The organism is Synechococcus sp. N5, assembly GCF_900473925.1.
In the GTDB taxonomy this organism is placed as follows: Bacteria; Cyanobacteriota; Cyanobacteriia; order PCC-6307; family Cyanobiaceae; genus Parasynechococcus.
The window spans coordinates 1-19608 of sequence record NZ_UCNI01000003.1 but is presented as its reverse complement, the minus strand read 5'-3'; the positions used below and the strand labels follow the sequence as shown (position 1 = coordinate 19608).

Below are 19608 nucleotides of genomic sequence, written 5' to 3'. Positions count from 1 at the left end.
CTTCCCTTGTCGCGGGACCAGGTGTGGTTCCTATCGTTTGAGAACCGGCAGATCCCTTCATGCGTTCACCCTCGTCCACGTCGGATGCCGTGGTGATCGTTGGCGGTGGATTCGGCGGTTTGTTCACAGCACTTGCTCTTCAGCGACGGCAGCCCAACTGCCCCATCGTTCTGATCGAGCCGCGGGATCGCTTCCTGTTTCAACCGCTGCTGTACGAACTGCTTAGCGATGAACTTCAAGGCTGGGAGGTGGCCCCCCGCTACGACCAACTGCTGAACAACGGCATCTGCTGGGTTCAAGACAGCGTTGTTGGCATCGATCAAACCAGCCAAAGCATCGAACTGGCCTCCGGAGACCGCTTGAGGTGGTCACAACTGGTGCTGGCGACGGGATCGAAAGCCAATGATTTCGGCATTACAGGCGTCAAAGAACACAGTTCCGGCTTCCGTGACCTCAGCGATGTAAGCCGCCTCAAGCAATGGCTCAACAACCTGCACCAGCAACGGGATGAAGAGGCCGGACTGATCATTGTCGGCGCGGGACCCACCGGCGTGGAACTGGCCTGCAAGCTGGCGGACCTGATCGATGGTGCTGTCAGCGTTCGGCTGGTGGAGATGGGCGATGAAATCCTTCCCGGCAGCACAGCGTTCAATCGCGAGCGGGCCCAGGCCGCGCTGGAACGCAAAGGGGTGGTGGTCCAGCTCAACACCAGCGTGAGCGAAGTTAAATCCAGTACTGCTGTTCTTGCCGATGGTGCTGTTATGCGTCACTCAGGCCTGATCTGGACCGCAGGAAGCAGCCCCTCCATCCCCGCCATCTCACCTGCACCTGTGCTGGAACGGGGGCGCCTGGCCGTCGACGATGACCTGCGCCTTATCGGCAGCGCCAACACATTCGCCCTCGGGGATCTCTCAGCCCGGCCTGGCAGCCCATGGCCCGCCAGCGCCCAGGTGGCGATGCAACAGGGCGATGCCACGGCCGCAGCCATCGAGCAGCTGCGGATGGAGGAGGAGCCACAACCCTTCCAGTTCGAGGACCGCGGCGAAATGCTCAGCCTCGGTGTCGGTGAGGCCACCCTCACCGGCATGGGGCTCACCCTGGCCGGCCCCCTGGCCTTCCAGTTACGACGGGCTACCTATCTCACGCGGCTGCCAGGGCTCTCACTGGGTCTGCGCTCGGCAGGCGCCTGGTTGTTGAACCGTTGAAGCAATCCCACCTCGGCGGGCGTTGCCGTGGTCTGCGCCCCAGCCAGCAACGCCAGCTGGAGCGGTTGAGCCATCGCCGTCATCCTGAAGACTGCGGCGCCGATCTGCTGAGCCTCGAACGCTTGGCCGACCTGGTGCTGGATCTGGAGATGGCATTGCATCTGGTGCTGGACGGCCGTGGCCTCTGCCGCCTGCTCTGGCTGGGGCCTCTCACCGGCAGCGATTCGCTGTTGCAGCACCTACCGGCGACGCCGCGACGGAGCAGCGGGGGATGGCGACTGATCAGCTGCCCTTTTGCCCGCAACGGGCTGCACTCAGATCCCCGCGACGCCGTGGTCGCCCTCGACATCGCCCCTCGGCACTGGCTGCGCTTTGCACCATGCCCAGGGGCCGATGGAGCTCGCCCGGCCGAACTCTTGATTCCAGACCCGTCTCAAGCCGATAGCTGGAGACCGTTTGAACAAGGCGACCTGAGGGATCTTTGCGTCCTCACACCGGACGAACCCCATCAGCAAAGCATCAACGCCGCGGCCGGAAACGAGCGAGTGCTTCTGCTCACGCTCACCAGTGGCGATGAACAGCGCGACCAGCGGGATCTGGCTGAGCTGGAAGGCTTGGTGCGCAGTGCCGGTGCCGAGCCAGTGGCCCGGACCAGCCAGCGCCGGGGCCAAACCAATCCCCAGACGCTCTGGGGCTCCGGAAAACTTCAGCAAGCCGCCCTTGAGATCCGCCGCTGCCAGGCCTCCCTTGTCATCACCGACAGGGAGCTCACCCCCGTGCAGGCCCGCAATCTGGAACGGCTGCTCAGCTGCCCGGTCTCCGACCGCAGTGAGCTGATCCTCGACATCTTTGCCCAGCGGGCCGGCAGTGCTGCTGGACGACTTCAGGTGGAACTGGCTCAGCTGCGCTATCGGCTGCCGCGCCTGCTGGGACGGGGCAGCAGCCTGTCGCGACAGGGCGGCGGCATCGGCACGCGCGGCCCGGGGGAAACACAGCTGGAAAAGGACCGTCGGGCCATCAGCCGACGCATCGAACGACTGCTTCGAGATCAACGCCAACTTCAATCCCACCGCAGCCGCTTGCGGGATCAGCGGCGTGGCCTGCCGCGGGTGGCGCTTGTGGGCTACACCAACGCAGGAAAGTCCAGCCTGCTCAATGCCTTATGCGGCAAACGAGCCAGTGATCGCGTGCTGGCGGAGAACAAGTTGTTCGCCACCCTGGATCCCACCACCCGCAAACTCGACCTTCCCTGCCCTGGGGCACGCCCCGAACGGTTACTGCTCACCGACACGGTGGGCTTCATCCGCGATCTCCCCGCCCCATTAGTAGAGGCCTTCCGCGCCACGCTGGAGGAGGCGCTGGATGCCGATGTGCTCCTGCTGGTGGTCGACCTTGCTGACCCCGACTGGCAGGGCCACCTGGACACGGTGCATCGGCTGCTCGATGACCTTGGCAGCACCGCCCTGCGCAGGGTGATCGCCAATCAGATCGACCGCTGTGAGGCGACGGAGATCGAGATGATTCACCAGCGGGAACCCGACGCCCTGTTTCTCTCAGCGGTGCGGGGGGATGGGCTGCAGGGACTGAAGCAGTGGCTGCGTGAGCAATTTTTTGATCCCGGGGCAGAATCGCCACAATTGACGACCGGCGACTCGCCGCCATGGCCGAGCTGAGCAGCGCTCTTCAAAACCCTCAGGCCTTGATCACCCTGGGCGTGTTGGCTCTGGCAGTGGTGCTGTTCATCACCGGGTTGATTGCACCGGAGCTCACCGGCTTGCTGAGTTTGAGCCTGCTGATCGCTACCGGGGTGCTCAATCCCCAGGAGGCTCTGGCGGGGTTCGGTAGTCCTGCACTGATCACCCTGTTGGGCCTGTTCCCGGTCTCCGCGGCACTGTTCAAGAGCGGTGCCCTGGATCGACTCAGAGATCTGATCGCCTCGGAGCGGATCCGGTCTTCGCGGCGTCTGATTGCGCTGATGGCCTTCGTGATCGCCCCGGTGTCAGGGATTGTTCCCAACACCCCCGTGGTGGCCTCGCTTCTGCCCGTGGTGGAGGGCTGGTGCCAACGGCGCGGCATCTCGCCATCTCGGGTGCTCTTGCCGTTGTCGTTTTCCACCGTGCTTGGGGGCACCCTCACCTTGCTGGGCAGCTCGGTGAACCTGTTGGTGAGCGACATCAGCGAGCAACTGGGCTACGGCTCCCTCGATCTGTTCAGCTTCACGCTGATCAGCCTGCCGGTCTGGCTGGCCGGGGCCATCTACCTGGTGATGGCTCCGAGAGTGCTGTTGCCGGACCGCGGTGCCACGACGGATGACCTGGGAAACACCAGCAAAACGAGCAGCTATTGCACAGAAGTGCGCATCCCCCCCGACTCTGAGCTGGTGGGCCGCTCACTGCTGAACAGTCGGCTGCAGCGCCGTTTCGACGTGGACGTTCTGGAGCTGCAACGCGGAGGAGAGCGACTGCTGCCCCCCCTGGCGGACCGTCGTCTTGAAGCCGGCGATCGTCTGCTGCTGCGGGTCACCCGCCCCGATCTACTGCGTCTCCAGCAGGATCACACGGTTCAGCTCACAACCCAGGGGCAGAACGCCGGGTTCAGCGTCTACACCGAAGAATCAAGCGGTCAGAAGACCGTGGAAGTGTTGCTGCCGGCTGGTTCCACCCTGGCCGGCGCCAGCCTGCGGGAATTGCGATTCCGGCAACGCCACAACGCCACGGTGCTCGCGCTTCGCCGCGGCCAGGAGACTGTTCAGGAACGCCTCGGCCAGGTGATCCTGCGGGAGGGCGATGTATTGCTGTTGCAGGCACCGATCGACTCCATCCGCGGCCTGCAGGCCAGCAACGACCTGTTGGTGCTGGACCGACTGGAGGATGACCTTCCTACTGTTCGACGCAAGCCCGTGGCCGTCAGCATTGCCCTGGCGATGCTGCTGCTGCCGACGCTCACCCCCATCCCTCTGGTAGCGGCGGTGCTCCTGGCCATGGTGAGCGTGGTGGCCACCGGCTGCCTTCGCCTTGGCGAACTGCAGCGCTCGATCCGGCTGGACGTGATCCTGTTGCTGGGATCCCTCACCAGTTTCAGCGTTGCCATGCAGAGCACGGGCCTCGCCGATGCCCTTGCCTTGGTGCTCCAGCAGGGGCTGGCGGGCTGGCCGAGCTATACGGCTTTGATGGTGGTCTTCATCGGCACCACGCTGCTCACCCAGGTGATGAGCAATGCCGCCTCGGTGGCCCTGCTGGCGCCTGTCGCGGTGCAACTGGCCCCATCCCTGCAACTGTCTCCCATCGCCTTGCTGATCACAGTGCTGTTCGGTGCGAGTCAGTCGTTTCTCACCCCCGTCGGGTACCAGACCAATTTGATGGTGTTCGGTCCAGGCCGTTATCGGTTTCTCGACGTCACCCGCTACGGAATTGGCCTGACGCTGATCATGACCATCATCGTGCCGGCCTTGGTTCTCTGGCATTACGGCGGATCCTGAACAACACTGGTCAGATCTCGCCCGCTCCTGTGCCGATCGGAAGAGCCATCGAACGCACCCAGGGCTGGCATCGTCGGCTCACGGTTCCCCAGTTCACCGTGGTGACTGGATTGCTGGTGGTGCTGATCGGCACGTTGCTGTTGGCCACTCCGCTGTGCTCCTCTAGCCGCGTGGGGCTTTGGGAAGCTCTGTTCACGGCCACATCGGCCATCACGGTGACGGGCCTGTCGATCATCGACATCGGCAGCGATCTCACGACCTTCGGCCAGGCGGTGCTGGCCCTGATGATCCTGGCAGGGGGCCTTGGCTTGATGGCCATCACCACGTTTCTCCAGGGCTTTGTGGTGCAGGGAACAGCCCTACGCCGCAGGCTGGATCGGGGGCAGGCCCTGGATGAATTCGGCGTTGGGGGCGTTGGGCGCACGTTTCGTGGCATTGCCCTGACGGCGACGCTGGTGATCCTTGTGGGGGCTGTGATCCTGTATCACTTCGGCTTCGATGACATCCCCAACCAGGGCGAACGCCTCTGGGCTGCGGTGTTCCACAGCATCTCGGCATACAACAACGCGGGATTCGGACTCTGGAGCGACAGCCTCGAGCGCTACCGCAGCAACGGGGTTGTGAATGCCGTGGTGATGATGCTGATCGTGGCCGGCGGCCTGGGGTGGCGGGTCACCAGCGATCTGACCACACAGCTGCTGCGCAGACGGCGGAGCCGGCGGCGGCTGAGCCTGCACTCCCGCCTGGTGCTGCGCACAACCCTGCTGTTGATCATCTTCGGGGCAGGGGGACTGGCCCTGACGGAATGGTTGAACCAGGGTGAGATCTTCACGGCCATGCCCTGGTCTGAGCGGTGGCTCACAGCCCTGTTCAAATCCGTCACGGCACGCACAGCCGGCTTCAGCACCCTTCCGCTCTCGCTCGACACAGTCACCGAATCGAGCCTGCTGTTGCTGATGGTGCTGATGTTCATCGGGGCCAGCCCCGGCGGGACCGGTGGTGGGATCAAGACCACCACCGTGGCCGCCTTGATGGCAGCCACCCGTTCCACCCTGCGGGGCCGGGAGGTGGTGGTGATTCGCAACAGAAGCATCAGCGACAAGGTGGTGCTGAGGGCCGTCGGCATCACGGTGGGCTCCCTGCTGTTCGTGATGGCCATGGCGATGCTGATCAGCATCGCCAGCAATGTGAACGGCAAGGATTCATTCACCTTTATGGAGATGCTGTTCACCTGCATCTCCGCTTTTGCCACGGTGGGCCTGGATCTGGGAGTCACCGTTGAACTCCCCCGTTTCGGCCAGGCCGTGCTGATGGTGGGAATGTTTGTGGGACGGTTGGGGATCCTGTTGCTGGTGAGTGCGATCTGGGAAGCGATGACTCAGGAACAACTCCAGATGAATCGCCAGAATCGAGTCGGTTACCCCAGCGAGGATCTGTATGTCTGAGCGTGATCAGCGGGGGAGGCAGCAATGAAGGAGTGGTGGCAGTGGAGCCCGGCCCAGGGCAGCGAACGACTCGGCTTCGCGATCATCGGCGTGGGACGTTTCGGCATCGCCGTTTGCCGGGAACTGCTTCAAAACGGAGCTGATGTGCTGGCCGTGGACCGATCAGAGCGTGCGGTGGATGAACTGCGTCAGGTGGAGCCCAGCGTGGAGGCCCGCGTCGTGGACTGCACCGACGAAGAGGCCCTGCGGGAAGCCGGCGTGCTCGACATGGGCACCGTGGTGGTGGCGATCAGTGAACCGATCGAGGCCAGCATCACCGCAACCTTGATCGCCAAAGACAGCGAAGGCAGCCGCGTGCGACAGGTGATCGCAAGGGCAACGAGCGATCTCCACGAAAAAATGCTGAAGCGGGTTGGGGCCGACCGGGTGATCTTTCCCTCGCGCATGCAGGGGGAGCGCCTGGGGCTTGAGCTGGTGCGCCCCAACCTGATGGAACGGCTGGCCCTGGATGAACAGCACTGCATCGAGGAAATCAAGGTTCCGAAACCGTTTGTGGGGCGCTCGCTGCGGGATCTGAATCTGCGCAAGAACTTCAGGGTGAACGTGCTGGCGGCAGGACCGCAAAGCAGCCTGATGGTGAACCCACCCGCCTCCCACGTTCTGGAGGAGGGGCACCTGCTGGTGGTGATGGGACTGGTAGACGACCTGCAACGGCTCCCAAAAAACTGAGCCGATGCACTGCCTCGGGCTGATGAGCGGAACCAGCGCTGACGGTGTTGATGCCGTGCTGGCGCACTTCGACGGCCCACCCCAGCGTCCTCAGTGGTCCCTGCTTCGCCACCACCATCAGCCCTATCCGCTCGAACTGCAGCGGCAGGTGGTGGCCGCCGGCCAGGGCGCACCGATGCCGGCAGCCCTCTTGCTGGAGCTGGCGGAAGCCATCACTGAGGTGCAAGCCGAGGCGGCCCTAGCCTGCGACCCCGATGCTAAAGCTGAGCTGATCGGCTGCCATGGCCAGACCGTCTGGCACCGTCCGCCGGCCCGGGGGGCACGGGGGGCCAGCTGGCAGATTCTTCAGGCCCCACTGCTGGCCCATCTGCTGCAAAGACCGGTGGTGCATGACTTCCGCGCTGCTGATCTGGCATTGGGAGGACAGGGAGCACCGCTCGTGCCTCGGGCCGATGCGGCACTTCTGGGGAGCACGCAGGGCTGGCGTGCACTGCTGAATCTGGGCGGCATTGCCAACCTCACCCTCATCCCCCCCTGCGGTGGAGTGGATCGGCATGCCGCGATCTTGGGATGGGACTGCGGACCAGCCAACAGCCTGCTCGACCTGGGCATGCGTCACTTCACCAACGGTGCCCAAAGCTTCGACAAGGGTGGAGCGATGGCAGCGCAGGGGCAAGCGGATGAGGGCTGGATCCAGCGGTGGCTCCAGGAGGAGTATTTCCAGTTGGCACCGCCGAAATCCACCGGACGGGAGTGCTTTGGGCAGGACGATCTGAATCGACGGCTAGAACAGCTCGATGGAGCCTCACCGGCGGATGCCATCGCAACCCTGACGGCCTTTTCCGCCGCTGTGGTTGCCCAGGATCTGGCACGTCTTCGCCAGAGCGTTGGGATCGCACCGATCGAACTGATCACAGCCGGAGGTGGCAGCCAAAACCCGGTGTTGATCGATGAGCTGCGGCGGCGCTGCAAAGGCGCACAAATCGATGCGAGCAGCAGTCTTGGGGTGCCGACGGAAGCCCGAGAAGCGCTGGTCTTCGCGTTGCTGGCCTGGTGGCACCACAGGGGGCATCCCGGCAATGTGCCAGCTGTCACCGGAGCCTGTCGGGAGACCGTGCTCGGCACGCGGGTGGAGCCGGCCTAACCGGGCCGGTGCAGGCGGAGGCGCCGGGGGGCGCCCCTCAGACGGCGGGGCTGCTGTGATTCCAGTGCCGACCGCAGGCGCTCCTCGCGAGACGGCGCCGGTATGGATGCCTCCAACTCCTGCTCATGGCGTTGCACGCCTTGCTGGATCAGCACCCGCGCCATGTTGCTCACCGTGCGGGATTCCAGCTCCGCCATCGCCGTGAGACGCGCACAGAGATCCTCAGGCAGAACCACCTGAATTCTCGGGGACTTTGGCTTCCCGCTGGATGAGGTCTGACGGGTGGGCACGACCGGATCCCCTTGAAGAGGCTCTGCTACTAGAAAGTGTACAGAGATGGTCAAGGGTAGTATCCATGGCTATGGTGAGGGCACTGGTCCTCCTCGGAGTACCCCATGACCCAAGCCACACCTCGCTCCCGTCGAAGCCCAGCCGGCACCCGCGCTAGGTCCCGACGCCCCCGTCGCAGCGCTGAAAATGGCGACGTGCTGGTGTCAGCCGTCATCAGCACCTACCTGCTGACCCATCTGCACCACGTGTTGCAACGGGCCGAATACGGCGCTTCCCAGGAAGGGCGAAGCACCCAAGCCGCCAACTACGCCCAACTGCGCAAGGTGCTCTGCATGGACGCTCGCAGCATGAAGGACGCCTCGGCCCTGGGGCAGCACGATGACGGCATCGAACAAGCCGCCTGACAAGACTCTCCGTGCTGAATAGCGTTTGAGCAGTTGCTCAGATCGCGATGGCTTCCAATGCCGCATCGCTGTACGCCCGAATCAGCAGCAATCCGGAACAGACCCAGGCCCTGTTCCGTCAGGCGCTCCAGGATCCCAACGGCGCCATGGCCAGCATCTGCAGCCTGGGCGACCAGCTGGGGCTTCCCGTCACGACCCAGGAGGTGCGCGACCATCTGGCCAGCCTTGACGACGACGACAGCAAGCGCTGGCTGATCAAAGCGAGAGGCGGTCTTTGAGCGCGGGGGCATCGGGCGTCAGAAGCGCCTTGGGCGCAGCGCGCTCACGGCGTTCGTAGCCGCCACCTCCGGCCCAACTGAAGAAGAGCAGATAACTCACAATCGCCAATCCTGCGGCCACCACGAGAGCGGCCAGCTGTTCCAGTTTCAGCATGGCGACCAGCCTCCAGGAACCTTCACCAGTTTGCCGACAGGGATGATGGGGGGCATCACGCCTTCCGCCGGTGCTGCGACTCGAAAACGTCAGCAAGATCTACCCCACCGGGGAAGTGCTCCGGGCCGTGACCTGGGAGGTGAAACCCGGAGACAGGATCGGCCTGGTGGGGGTGAACGGCGCCGGCAAGTCCACCCAGATGCGTCTGATCGCCGGACACGAAGAGCCCACCAGCGGCCAGGTGGTTCGGCAGGGGGAGCCCCGCATCGCCTATCTCCAGCAGGAATTCGACGTGGACCTGGAGCGCACCGTACGCCAGGAACTGTTTCAAGCCTTCGGCGAAGCGGCCGAGGTCATGAACCAGCAGCAGCAGGTGGAAGAGGCGATGGGCTCCGAACGGGCTGCGGAGGATCCCGACCATCTGGACCAGCTGATCCAAGAACTGGGAAAGCTGCAAAGCCGTTTCGAAGCACTGCATGGCTACGAACTCGATGCCCGCATCGACAAGCTCCTGCCCACGATCGGCTTCACCCCGGAGGGCGCTGAACTGCAGGTGAAGGACTATTCCGGGGGCTGGCAGATGCGGATCGCCCTGGGAAAAATCCTGCTGCAGGAACCGGATCTTCTGCTGCTCGACGAACCCACCAACCATCTGGATGTCGAAACCATCCAGTGGCTGGAGAAATACCTGCTGGAGCAGAGCGCAGCCCTGGTGGTGATCAGCCACGACCGCACCTTCCTCGACCGGGTCTGCAATCAGATCGTTTCCACCGAACGGGGGGTATCCCGCAGCTACCTCGGCAACTACACCGCCCACCTGGAGCAGAAACAACTGGAGCGGGAGGCCACACAGGCGGCCTTCGAACGGCAGCAGAAGGAGATCGCCACGCAACAGGCCTACATCGATCGCTTCCGCGCCAGTGCCACCCGCAGCACCCAGGCCAAAAGTCGTGAGAAGCAGCTGGACAAAGTGGAACGGGTGGAAGCACCGATCGAATCCGTAGCCGGGCCGAGTTTTCAGTTCCCGCCTGCCCCGCGCTCAGGAGCCCAGGTTGCCCTGATCGACAACGTCACCCACAGCTATGGAGACAAAATCCTGTTCCTGGGGGCTGAACTGGAGGTGGAGCGGGGTGACCGCATTGCCTTCGTCGGCCCCAATGGTGCGGGCAAGTCCACCCTGCTGCGTCTGGTGATGGGGGTTGAAACCCCCGATGAAGGCAGTGCCCGGCTTGGGGAGCACAACGTGATTGCGGGGTACTTCGAACAGAACCAGGCGGAAGCCCTGGATCTGTCCAAGACCGTGATCGACACGATGTACGAAGCGGTTCCCGACTGGACCCAGACCCAGGTTCGTTCGCTGCTGGGCAGTTTCTGCTTCAGCAACGACACGGTGTTCAAGGAAGTCGGGAAGCTCAGCGGCGGGGAGAAAGCCCGGCTGGCTCTGGCCCTGATGCTGCTCACCCCCTGCAATCTGCTGGTCCTGGATGAGCCCACCAATCACCTCGACATCCCCGCCAAGCAGATGCTCGAGGACGCCTTGATGGCCTACGAGGGCGCCGCGCTGCTGGTCTCCCATGACCGCTATTTCATCTCCCGCGTCGCCAATCGCATCGTGGAACTGCGGGACGGAGAGCTGGTGATGTATCGCGGGGATTACAACTACTACCTCGAGAAGAGAGAGGAGGAAAGGGCAGCCGCCAAGGAGAAAGAACTGGCTGCAGAACGGGAAGCCAAGCGGAGGGCCAACAAAGAGAAGCAGAAGGCACGCGACGCCCGCCGTAAAAAGGCGGCCTGACTGGCATCAGACGACGGCAACAAAAACTTCACACAGGCTTAGGCAGGAAAACTTATTTCTCTTTACCTGCTGTTTTCATCTGCATAGGCTGACAAAACTGACCTTCCAGCCCCGATGAGCATGGTTCCCGGCACCGGCAACAGCGCACCCGTTGGCGGTTCAACAGCCCCCGGTCCGGCCCCCCATGAGCAGACCTGGGACGCCGTGGAAACCTATTTCCAATGCATCACCACCTGTTCGCTCGATGATGGCGACTGCATCACCCAATGCGTCGAACAACTGAAGGACGCCGACGACGCCTGAGCCAAAGGCTTCAGCCAGGGGCCAAGGCCGACAAATCGACGGGCTTGACGTTGATCGAGACCCGCTCCTGAGCTCGCTGCACCTCGAGCACAACCGTGGCACCGACACCGCGGCGTTCAATGGCACTGACCACCGCAGCTGGGCCATCAACCACCTGGCCATCGAAGCGAAGGATCACATCATCCACCTTGAGCCCGGCGCGGTCCGCCGGCCCTCCCGGTTGAACAGCGCGAATCACCGCACCTGGCGGCACCGGGGATGTGGGGGTGGGCCGGGGCACCGGCGACAGACGGATGCCGATCACCGGATGACGGGCCTTGCCGCTGGCCACCAGCTGCTGGGCAATGGTTCGAGCCCGATTGATCGGAATGGCAAAACCCAGACCCGCCCCAGGCCCTGATCGCACCAAGGTGTTGATGCCGATCACCTCACCGTCGGCATTGAGCAGTGGCCCACCCGAATTACCAGGATTAATCGCCGCGTCGGTCTGAATCAGGTCAAGTCGTTTGCCGGAAATTCCCAACTGAGCAACGTTGCGGTTGAGGTTGCTGATGATTCCCAGAGTCACCGTGCTCTCCAGGCCAAAAGGATTTCCCACGGCAATCGCCCAGTCGCCCACGCTGAGCCGGTCAGAATCGCCCAGATCCGCGACCGGCCACGGCCCGGAGCCCTCCAGACGCACCACGGCGAGATCGGTGAGGCTGTCTTTGCCCACCACTCGGGCAGGCACCCTCCTGCCATCGGAGAGGTCCACGGTGAGTTGATCCGCCCCCTCCACCACATGGGCATTGGTGAGCAGCAGACCCTTGGCATCGAAGATCACCCCACTGCCTTGGCCACGCTGCACCCTGGAGCGCGGCGCTGTGGCGCGTGGGATGGCGAAGAAGTGGCGAAACAAAGGGTCCTGCAACAGGGCCGGCGGAACACCCGCAACACTGGACTGGTTGACGGTCCGCGCCGTCTCCAAGCTGACCACTGCCGGACCACTGCGCTTCACAGCGACAGCCACAAACGAGTCGCGACGGATCTCCTGGCGCGCCTCGGCTTGCTGAGCGCCAACGATCAAGGGGAGCGACGACACGCCGGCCACCAGCACTCCCCCCGCCAGAGCAGAGGCAACAAGCGAGCGGGACGGGGAGTTGACCACAGCGACAGAGCGATCGGCTACCTCGACGCTACGCAGAGCAGATCCAAAAACAGCCACGTTCCGTGTCAACGCTGTAACCACATGCGACCGGGGTCCCGATAGCGTGAGGATGCAGACATTCAGCTGGGTCAGAGGGTCATGCTCGGTTCGCTGTTTCCCCTCATCTACGGAGCGCTGTTCGTGGCCCTGTTGTGGCAGGCCTTTCGCGTGATGAGCAAGGGTTTCCGCGCTGCCAGCGGTCCGATCAACAGCACGCCCAGCAAGGCTCCGAACGACCGCACAGGCCAGGTCACCGTCCACCCAGAACTGCTGGACAGTGAGGGACGCATCACGGAAGAGGCCCTACTGACGGTGCGCTTCGGCGGTGACGATGACGAAGCCTCGACGGCCGCAGGACCCGGCACTGAATAAATTGGGCGCTTGAAGTCGACAGGGGTCGCCTGAGTGGATCAGAGAACACGCATCGTTGCCGCGGTCATCAAAGGCCTCAAGCTGCCCCCACGGTTTCGGCTTCGGCTGATGAAGGAAGACCCCGTCCGCCTGGAATTGAGCCTTACTCCTGCCTATGGCAAGGACCCCATCACCGTGGGACTTGTGGAATCTCTTGACCTGGTGGCCCGTCGTGACCGGGAAGGCCGGATCCCCCGCGACCTTCAGGGCACCTGGGACTGGACCGTCCGCCACGGCCAGGTAAGCACCGGAGGCTGGAATCCCTATCTCAAGGAAGCCCTGCAGACCATGTTCGAAACCGGTCTCCCGGCCATCGTGTTTGAAGAACTCACCGGCGAGGAGTACCACCCCGTGGATGGCACCCGCCACGTGCGCTGATCCGGCACGGGTTTTCTGTAAAGGCGTGAGAATGAATGCAGCAATGTCAGCGACAAGGGGGCTAGACCGGAATAAATCCGGCCTTTAAGAAAGTCTTCATGGCCTCCCTTGTCGTTTCCATCGGCCCGCTTGTTCGGCTGTTGGCGGCCGTCGGCGCCATCAGCAGCCTGGTGCTGTTCGGCCTGATGAATCTCATCCCGTGAATCGAGCGGCAACACCGCGTTGAGCCAGTTCCCGATCGACGCCCTGTTGGAGCAGATCTGTTCTGCGGTCTGCCCAGGGGAAACGGTTCTGCTCCAGGCACCGCCGGGGGCGGGCAAGACCACACGGGTCCCCCTGGCGCTGATTGGAGCCCTGACGGAAGGCCAGAGCGTTCTTGAAGAGCATCAGAAAATCTGGATGATCGAGCCGCGGCGACTGGCCACCAAAGCGGCCGCCGCCCGTCTTGCCGAGAGCCTTGGGGAAGACATCGGCGCGCGCATCGGTTATGCCGTGCGCGGGGAACAGAAGCGATCCAATCGCACCCAGGTGGAAGTGATCACCGACGGCCTCTTCCTGCGGCGCTTGCAGAGCGATCCCTCGCTCGATGGGGTGGGGTGCGTGATCTTCGATGAATTTCATGAGCGGGGGCGGGACGCGGACCTATCCCTCGCCTTGCTGCGCGAGGCGAGGCCTCTACTGAATCCAGATCTCGCCGTGATCTTGATGTCGGCCACGCTGGATCTATCCGATCTGAGGGAACGGCTGCCCGAAGCAACGGTGCTGGAAAGCCCGGGCCGCTGTTACCCGGTGGACACCCACCACCAACCACCACGGCCGGACGAACCCCTGCCGAAACAGGTGTTGCGCGCCATCGAGCAACACGCCCTCGACCAACCGCAGGGCAGCGGGGTTCTGGTCTTCCTGCCGGGGCTGGCGGAGATTGAACGCTGCAGACAGATCCTGACGGCCGCCCCGTCCCTGCAGAACTGGAAGATTCAGGCGCTGCACGGTCAGCTGCCCTTGCAGCAGCAGAGTTCAGCCCTGCAGCGCTGCGAGCCCAACCATGACGGCAGCATCATCCTGGCCAGCGCCATTGCCGAGAGCTCTCTCACGATTGATGGGGTGCGCCTGGTGATTGACAGCGGCCTCAGCCGTCAACTGCGTTACGACCCCAACACCTGCATGGAGGGTCTGGAGACCACCGTCTCCAGCCTGGCCAGTGCGGAACAGCGCCGGGGCAGGGCAGGCCGGCAATGCCCGGGCCACTGCATCCGCCTCTGGTCTCCCGCAGAGCAACAGCGGCGTCCCCCCTTTCACCCCCCTGAACTGCTGCTAGCGGATCCCCAGCCCGTGCTGATGGAACTGGCCCAATGGGGGGCTGGACTGGGGGAAGAGCTGCCGTGGCTGGACCCTCCCCCCGCAGCAGCCATGCAAGAGGGACAGCACGGCCTGCAGCAGCTCGGCCTGCTGGAGCACGACGGCCGGATCAGCGAGCGGGGGCGGCTGATCGGCGGCCTCGGCGTTCACCCCCGTCTCGGCATGCTGCTGGTGGAAGCCCACGAACAGGGCGTCCCACAGCTGGGCTGTGATCTGGCGGCCATCCTCAGCGAACGAGATCCCTTCGATCGCCGTCAGATCGGCAGCGATCTCGAAGCTCGGCTCAACAGCATCCAGCGCCATCCATCCCTACGAACGCTCAGCCAGCAGCTTCGCCGCCAACTGAAGCGACTGGGTGCCTCACCCCAGAAACGAGACGCCTCCGTCAATGCTGGCGATCTGATCCTGGCGGCCTTTCCGGAATGGCTGGCGCAACAGCGTCCAGGCCAGGTAGGTCGCTATCAGCTGCGTCAGGGCCGCGGAGCCACGCTGCTGCCCTGGGATCCGCTCCAGGGCAGTCCAGCCCTGGCCGTCGCCAGGGTCGACATGGGCGGCCGGGACACTCAGATCCAGATGGCCGTGGCCCTGAGCCAGAGCACCCTGGAGAGCATCGCTGAGCGGGACGGCAACTGGCAGGACGAGGCCAGCTGGGATCCCGAACGCCAGCGGGTCCGTGCCGAACGCCAGCTCAAACTGGGGGCATTGGTGGTGCGCCGAACGCCACAACCTTCGCCAGCCACAGCGCTGTGCCGCACCCTGCTGATCGAGCAGCTGAAGAAGGATGCCAGCCTTGATGCCCTGCCCTGGACGGACAACAGCGATCAGCTGCGCCAACGGCTGGCATGGATGCACCAACACGTGGGCGTCCCCTGGCCTGATCGCGACCTAAGAACCCTGCTGGAGCAAGCCGACACCTGGCTAGGTCCAACCCTGGAGGGCTGCCTGGGCTGGAGCGACATCACCGCGACAGCCTTGGAAGAAGCACTCTGGGGCGATCTGGATTGGAGCTTCAGGCAACAGCTTGATGACCTGCTGCCGCGCCGCATCCCGATCCCCTCCGGCCGGCAAGCCACGCTGCTTTACACCGCCGACGAAGTGATCCTCGCCGTGAAATTGCAGGAGATGTTCGGATCTGACGACGGTCCTCACGTACTGAATGGCCGAATCCCCGTAACGCTGGAGCTGCTCTCACCAGCCGGACGCCCCCTGCAACGCACCCGCGCCCTCAAAGGCTTCTGGGAAGGCAGCTACCAAGAGGTGCGCCGGGAAATGCGGGGCCGCTACCCCAAGCACCCTTGGCCCGAGGACCCCCGCCAGGCGCTGCCGACGGCCCGGACCAAGCGCAAATCAAATGGGCAGCAATCCTGACCAGAAAAAGCCCGTGGGTAGCCGTTAACACACTCAACAAAACTCCAACCTTTGTTACATTGGCTTACAACCAACCGGTTTAACCCATGTCTGACAACGCACGCTTCGGTTTCGTCAACTTCGCTGAGACCTGGAACGGTCGTCTGGCCATGCTGGGCATCGTGATCGGCCTCGGCACGGAGCTCCTGACCGGCCAAGGCATCCTGTCCCAGATCGGCCTCGGCTGATTTCCGCTTCGCGGATTCACGAAACCCCTCGGTTCGCCGGGGGGTTTTTTGTTGCCTCTCCACCAGCCACCGCTGATGCAGCACAGTGGGGAGGATTCCACTGAGGCAGTCGTTGGCACCGCTTTACGTTCAGAACAGACGTGATGGATCAAGGCTGCTCAGCAGCGCCTTGGTGATCTGCACGATTGGTGCCACCCAGATCCACCAACACTGGGGCGTTCTGTTGACCAGCATCTCAGCCGTTATCTGCATCTATTGGGGTTACGCCTACAGCCGCCTTGAGCGTTGATCGTCTTCCGACCTATTCCGTTGCTGAGCTGAACACAGCCATCGGCAGCCTGCTTGAACGCGGTTTTGCGCCGCGTTTTTTACTGGAAGCAACGGTCTCGCGGCCACAACTCAAAAAGGGCCACCTCTGGCTCACCCTCACCGACGGCTCCGCCAGCATTTCAGGTGTGGTGTGGGCTTCGAAGCTGGCCCAATTGAGCTATCAACCCAAAGACGGTGACGGCGTCACCGTGGTGGGCAAGCTCAATTTCTGGGCAGCACGAGCCAGCCTTACCGTTCAGGCGCTGGATATCCGGCCAAGCCTCAGCACGGTGCTGCGCGACTTTGAACGGGTGCGGCAACTGCTGGAACAGGAGGGGGTGATCGACCCAAGCCGTCAGAGGGCACTTCCAAGCCAACCCGCCTCGATCGCGGTGCTCACCAGCGTGCCCAGTTCCGCCCTGGCCGATATGCTCCGCACTGCGGCGGAACGCTGGCCCATGACGCAGCTGATCGTGGTGCCAATTCCAGTGCAGGGTTCCGTGGCACCGACGATCATCAGCACCCTGGAAGCCTTGGCCGAGCGCACAGATGAGTTGGGACTGGACGCTTTGGTGCTCGCCCGCGGCGGTGGCAGCCGGGAAGACCTGGCAGTGTTCGACAACGAAGCACTTTGCCGCCTCCTGGCGAACTACCCCATCCCGGTGGTGACAGGCCTGGGACATGAGGATGATCTCACCGTCGCCGATCTGGTGGCAGACCATCGTGCAGCCACGCCCACGGCAGCGATCGTGGCCTTGCTGCCTGACCGCGAGGCGGAACGCCAGGGACTAGCGCAGCGGCAAAGCCGATTGAAAGACGCGCTGCTGGGGAGAATCCTTCGCGAACGTCAGCGCCTTCAGGATCGAGACGTAGCCCTTCAGCAACAGTCTCCACTGGAAAAGATCAAACGCCAACGCCAGGCACTGGCTCAAAGGCACCAATTGCTCAAGGCACTATCACCGGAACGCTGGCTGAAACGCGGCTTGGCTCTGATCAGCAACACCGCCGGCGACCCCATTTCAGACCTGGAATCCGTCAAGATCGGCGATCAGCTCAACATTCGAATGAGCAACGGAAGCTTTGAAGCTCGAGTCGATCAGATCCAGCCCAGTGCACCCACCACCTCCTCCTGATGAGCAAGCGCCAAGTCAAGAAAGAGCACCACGATCGCATCGAAGCGTGGCGAAAGGATTCCGAGACACTGAGCTACGAGGAAGCCATACAGGCTTTGGATCTGCTGCTTGCTGAACTACAGAACGACAGTGTTCCGTTGGCGGACTTGCAGCAAAAGGTGCTCCATGGCGAGGTGTATCTGAACCGGTGTCAGAGCCTGCTCGACAGCGTGGAGCAGTCGATTGTCGAGCTTGATCCCACAACTCTCAAAGCCACACCCGATGCGTAAAGCCCTGCCTTGGATTTATCTGCTTCTTGCTGTGTTGGGAGCGATCCTGCCCTGGAAGGCCAACCTGGAATTCATCGCCGAAAGCGGTGGACAGGCCTTTGATCTGGCACGATTCATCGCCGATGCCAGCAGCACAGCCGCGTCACGCTCCTTAAGCGCTGATCTGCTGGTGGGGGCCAGTGCCGTCACGCTGTGGATCTGTGTGGAAGGACCACGTCAGAAGATCAAAGGTTGGTGGCTGGCCATCCCCCTTAGCTTCGGTGTGGCCTTTGCCTGCGCTGCTCCGTTTTTCTTGTTCCTGCGGGAACGACAGCTTCAGGCTCAGGAATCGGAATCCACATCCTGAGCCACCACGTCAATGGTGAGATCACTGGCAGGTGGAGACGGGGCTGCCGCACTGGCCGGGCTGCCTCCCGCACTGGCGTAGGGATTACCGCAGACGGCACAAACTGCAGCCCCCTTCAGACCCGTTGCACCGCAGGCAGTACAGCTGATCATCCGGGACTGCAAAAGCTTCCAACCAATCCAACCAAGACCGGAAAGGATCAAAGGAAGTGCCAAAAGAGCCAGCAACACGCCACCGGCGAGATCAAGCAAGAGACGACCGGCAGCGGTTGGCAGCAGCAGGAGCAACACAACTCCGATCCACAACACTGCTGGTGATCGATTCATGGGCTTCAACGGAAGAGGTCCGTTGAATCAGCTTCGCAGAGTTAAATCAAAGTTCAAGGCGCCGCGCTGTTCGGTTCCCCGAGCCGAGGTTTCGCAAAACGAACTGCAGCCAATTCCACGCTTAAACACTGGCCAAAATAAAGAATCACGCCCACCAACCAAACCCAAAGCGTTAACACCAAAACACCGCCAATCACGCCATAAGCCTGATAGCGATTACCCAGAGAAACAATACTCAAACTCAGAATTTTATTGAGAAAAGCAAGGCCAAATCCAATCAACAATGAGCCAGGAATGAGGGGAATTGCAGGGACACGACGGCTGGGTAACACCACCTGAAGCAACCAGGCCATCAAAGACAAGATCAACGCGGGAACAAGAATCCGCCCAAGAGGAAGAATGGGACTGGAGCGCACGATCCCCATCAAGCCAGGAACGACGCCGTCCAATAAGCCAAGAATGTCCTCAGGGAGCTGCCCAATGCTGAGCACCAACTGTTGAAAAACAATCAAAACAGATATGGCAAAAACCGTCAGGAAGGCTTCAACACGCGTTCTACAAAACTGCCCAACCTGTTGCCACCAAGATAAACCGATTGATGGCTCGGGCAGAATCTCAGACCACAAGCGATCAGCTCCACGCTGGAGCGTTAAATAAGCATTACTCGCCGTAAGAAGCAACACAACAACACCGAGGATTCCAGCTCCAAAACCTTGATCCACCAACCCACGCAAGGTGGAATCCACGAGACTGGTTGCTGACGGCGGTAAAACCTGCGTCACCGAGGCCAACACATTATCCACACTGTCCGTTTTGCCAAACACCCTTGCGGCAACCGACAGGGCAATCAGAAGCAGCGGAAAGAACGACTGAAGAACGAAATATGCAAAAGCAGCACTTAAGTCAACACACTCAGCATTATTCCAACGCTGACAAGCCTGCCAAATTTGCCCACTCAAGCATCGAACAAGTGAACGTCTTGGCACAGATGAGCGCAAAAGACTACTAAAACCTTACAACAAAAAAGCCACCTCATGTTGAGGTGGCTTTTTTGCGGGTGGTGATGGTGA

23 protein-coding genes are annotated in these 19608 nt (G+C 62.5%); 18 read left to right on the top strand and 5 right to left on the bottom strand.

Features of this window, described 5'->3' with window-relative positions:
- Positions 1-59: 59 nt before the first annotated feature.
- From DXY03_RS04420 to DXY03_RS04395, 6 genes are read left to right on the top strand one after another with little or no spacing between them, the layout of a single operon-like run.
- A complete protein-coding gene (locus DXY03_RS04420) occupies positions 60-1205 on the top strand; it encodes an NAD(P)/FAD-dependent oxidoreductase (protein ID WP_115009340.1) in 1146 nt (381 codons plus the stop codon).
- Positions 1202-2878 carry a GTPase HflX gene (gene hflX / locus DXY03_RS04415; RefSeq protein ID WP_115009339.1) on the top strand — a complete coding sequence of 559 codons (1677 nt, stop codon included), beginning with the start codon at positions 1202-1204 and terminating at the stop codon, positions 2876-2878. Before DXY03_RS04420 ends, hflX begins: the two co-directional genes overlap by 4 nt.
- Positions 2866-4683: an SLC13 family permease gene (locus DXY03_RS04410; RefSeq protein ID WP_115009338.1), complete on the top strand. Its 1818-nt coding sequence runs from the start codon at positions 2866-2868 to the stop codon at positions 4681-4683. Before hflX ends, DXY03_RS04410 begins: the two co-directional genes overlap by 13 nt.
- A gap of 29 nt (positions 4684-4712) precedes the next feature.
- The gene (locus tag DXY03_RS04405) at positions 4713-6128 is read left to right on the top strand and encodes a TrkH family potassium uptake protein (RefSeq protein ID WP_115009337.1); all 1416 of its coding nucleotides are present in this window, start codon (positions 4713-4715) and stop codon (positions 6126-6128) included.
- 24 nt (positions 6129-6152) lie between these two features.
- Positions 6153-6857, top strand: coding sequence for a TrkA family potassium uptake protein (locus DXY03_RS04400; protein ID WP_115009336.1), 705 nt, complete (start codon positions 6153-6155; stop codon positions 6855-6857).
- A gap of 4 nt (positions 6858-6861) precedes the next feature.
- Positions 6862-8001 (top strand): anhydro-N-acetylmuramic acid kinase, encoded by a 1140-nt coding sequence (locus DXY03_RS04395; RefSeq protein ID WP_115009335.1) that lies wholly within the window; start codon positions 6862-6864, stop codon positions 7999-8001.
- Here the strand turns inward: DXY03_RS04395 and DXY03_RS04390 are convergent.
- Positions 7998-8291 carry a hypothetical protein gene (locus DXY03_RS04390; RefSeq protein WP_115009334.1) on the bottom strand — a complete coding sequence of 98 codons (294 nt, stop codon included), beginning with the start codon at positions 8289-8291 and terminating at the stop codon, positions 7998-8000. The two genes, DXY03_RS04395 and DXY03_RS04390, sit on opposite strands and share 4 nt — an antisense overlap.
- Before the next feature lie 105 nt (positions 8292-8396).
- Between DXY03_RS04390 and DXY03_RS04385 the strand changes: the two genes are divergently transcribed.
- On the top strand, positions 8397-8696 hold the full coding sequence (locus DXY03_RS04385) for a hypothetical protein (protein WP_115009333.1): 300 nt from the start codon (positions 8397-8399) through the stop codon (positions 8694-8696).
- 47 nt (positions 8697-8743) lie between these two features.
- Entirely contained in the window at positions 8744-8974 is a 231-nt protein-coding gene (locus DXY03_RS04380) for a hypothetical protein (protein ID WP_114988707.1), read from the top strand.
- On the opposite strand, the gene DXY03_RS12200 is transcribed toward DXY03_RS04380, so the two are convergent.
- A complete protein-coding gene (locus DXY03_RS12200; RefSeq protein WP_170951975.1) occupies positions 8952-9128 on the bottom strand; it encodes a hypothetical protein in 177 nt (58 codons plus the stop codon). The genes DXY03_RS04380 and DXY03_RS12200 overlap by 23 nt on opposite strands.
- 70 nt (positions 9129-9198) lie before the next feature.
- On the opposite strand from DXY03_RS12200, the gene abc-f reads away from it, so the two are divergent.
- Together abc-f and DXY03_RS04370 are read left to right on the top strand one after the other, a co-directional pair.
- Positions 9199-10923 carry a ribosomal protection-like ABC-F family protein gene (gene abc-f / locus DXY03_RS04375; protein WP_115009332.1) on the top strand — a complete coding sequence of 575 codons (1725 nt, stop codon included), beginning with the start codon at positions 9199-9201 and terminating at the stop codon, positions 10921-10923.
- Positions 10924-11037: 114 nt separating this feature from the next.
- Positions 11038-11226, top strand: coding sequence for a hypothetical protein (locus DXY03_RS04370; protein ID WP_244272303.1), 189 nt, complete (start codon positions 11038-11040; stop codon positions 11224-11226).
- Positions 11227-11236: 10 nt separating this feature from the next.
- Here the strand turns inward: DXY03_RS04370 and DXY03_RS04365 are convergent, their stop codons facing one another.
- The gene (locus tag DXY03_RS04365; protein ID WP_244272301.1) at positions 11237-12430 is read right to left on the bottom strand and encodes a trypsin-like peptidase domain-containing protein; all 1194 of its coding nucleotides are present in this window, start codon (positions 12428-12430) and stop codon (positions 11237-11239) included.
- A gap of 81 nt (positions 12431-12511) precedes the next feature.
- Between DXY03_RS04365 and DXY03_RS04360 the strand changes: the two genes are divergently transcribed.
- The 8 genes from DXY03_RS04360 (at position 12512) to DXY03_RS04330 (ending at position 18212) form a co-directional block, all read left to right on the top strand.
- Positions 12512-12784, top strand: a complete 273-nt coding sequence (locus tag DXY03_RS04360) for a DUF2973 domain-containing protein (RefSeq protein ID WP_115009330.1) — start codon at positions 12512-12514, stop codon at positions 12782-12784.
- 33 nt (positions 12785-12817) lie between these two features.
- Positions 12818-13201: a hypothetical protein gene (locus DXY03_RS04355; protein ID WP_006851931.1), complete on the top strand. Its 384-nt coding sequence runs from the start codon at positions 12818-12820 to the stop codon at positions 13199-13201.
- Positions 13202-13423: 222 nt separating this feature from the next.
- Positions 13424-15928 carry an ATP-dependent helicase HrpB gene (gene hrpB / locus DXY03_RS04350; protein WP_115009329.1) on the top strand — a complete coding sequence of 835 codons (2505 nt, stop codon included), beginning with the start codon at positions 13424-13426 and terminating at the stop codon, positions 15926-15928.
- A gap of 86 nt (positions 15929-16014) precedes the next feature.
- A complete protein-coding gene (locus tag DXY03_RS04345; RefSeq protein ID WP_011365253.1) occupies positions 16015-16155 on the top strand; it encodes a chlorophyll a/b-binding protein in 141 nt (46 codons plus the stop codon).
- A 112-nt stretch (positions 16156-16267) separates the two neighbouring features.
- The gene (locus DXY03_RS12195; protein WP_170951512.1) at positions 16268-16444 is read left to right on the top strand and encodes a hypothetical protein; all 177 of its coding nucleotides are present in this window, start codon (positions 16268-16270) and stop codon (positions 16442-16444) included.
- Entirely contained in the window at positions 16434-17597 is a 1164-nt protein-coding gene (gene xseA, locus DXY03_RS04340) for an exodeoxyribonuclease VII large subunit (protein ID WP_115009328.1), read from the top strand. The genes DXY03_RS12195 and xseA overlap by 11 nt, the downstream gene beginning before the upstream one ends.
- Positions 17597-17866: an exodeoxyribonuclease VII small subunit gene (gene xseB, locus DXY03_RS04335; RefSeq protein ID WP_115009327.1), complete on the top strand. Its 270-nt coding sequence runs from the start codon at positions 17597-17599 to the stop codon at positions 17864-17866. Before xseA ends, xseB begins: the two co-directional genes overlap by 1 nt.
- Entirely contained in the window at positions 17859-18212 is a 354-nt protein-coding gene (locus DXY03_RS04330; protein ID WP_115009326.1) for a DUF2834 domain-containing protein, read from the top strand. The genes xseB and DXY03_RS04330 overlap by 8 nt, the downstream gene beginning before the upstream one ends.
- Here DXY03_RS04330 and DXY03_RS04325 read toward each other — a convergent pair.
- Positions 18188-18538 (bottom strand): hypothetical protein, encoded by a 351-nt coding sequence (locus tag DXY03_RS04325; RefSeq protein ID WP_115009325.1) that lies wholly within the window; start codon positions 18536-18538, stop codon positions 18188-18190. The two genes, DXY03_RS04330 and DXY03_RS04325, sit on opposite strands and share 25 nt — an antisense overlap.
- Positions 18539-18591: 53 nt before the next feature.
- Positions 18592-19497 (bottom strand): YihY/virulence factor BrkB family protein, encoded by a 906-nt coding sequence (locus tag DXY03_RS04320; protein ID WP_244272298.1) that lies wholly within the window; start codon positions 19495-19497, stop codon positions 18592-18594.
- Between the last annotated feature and the right edge of the window lie 111 nt (positions 19498-19608).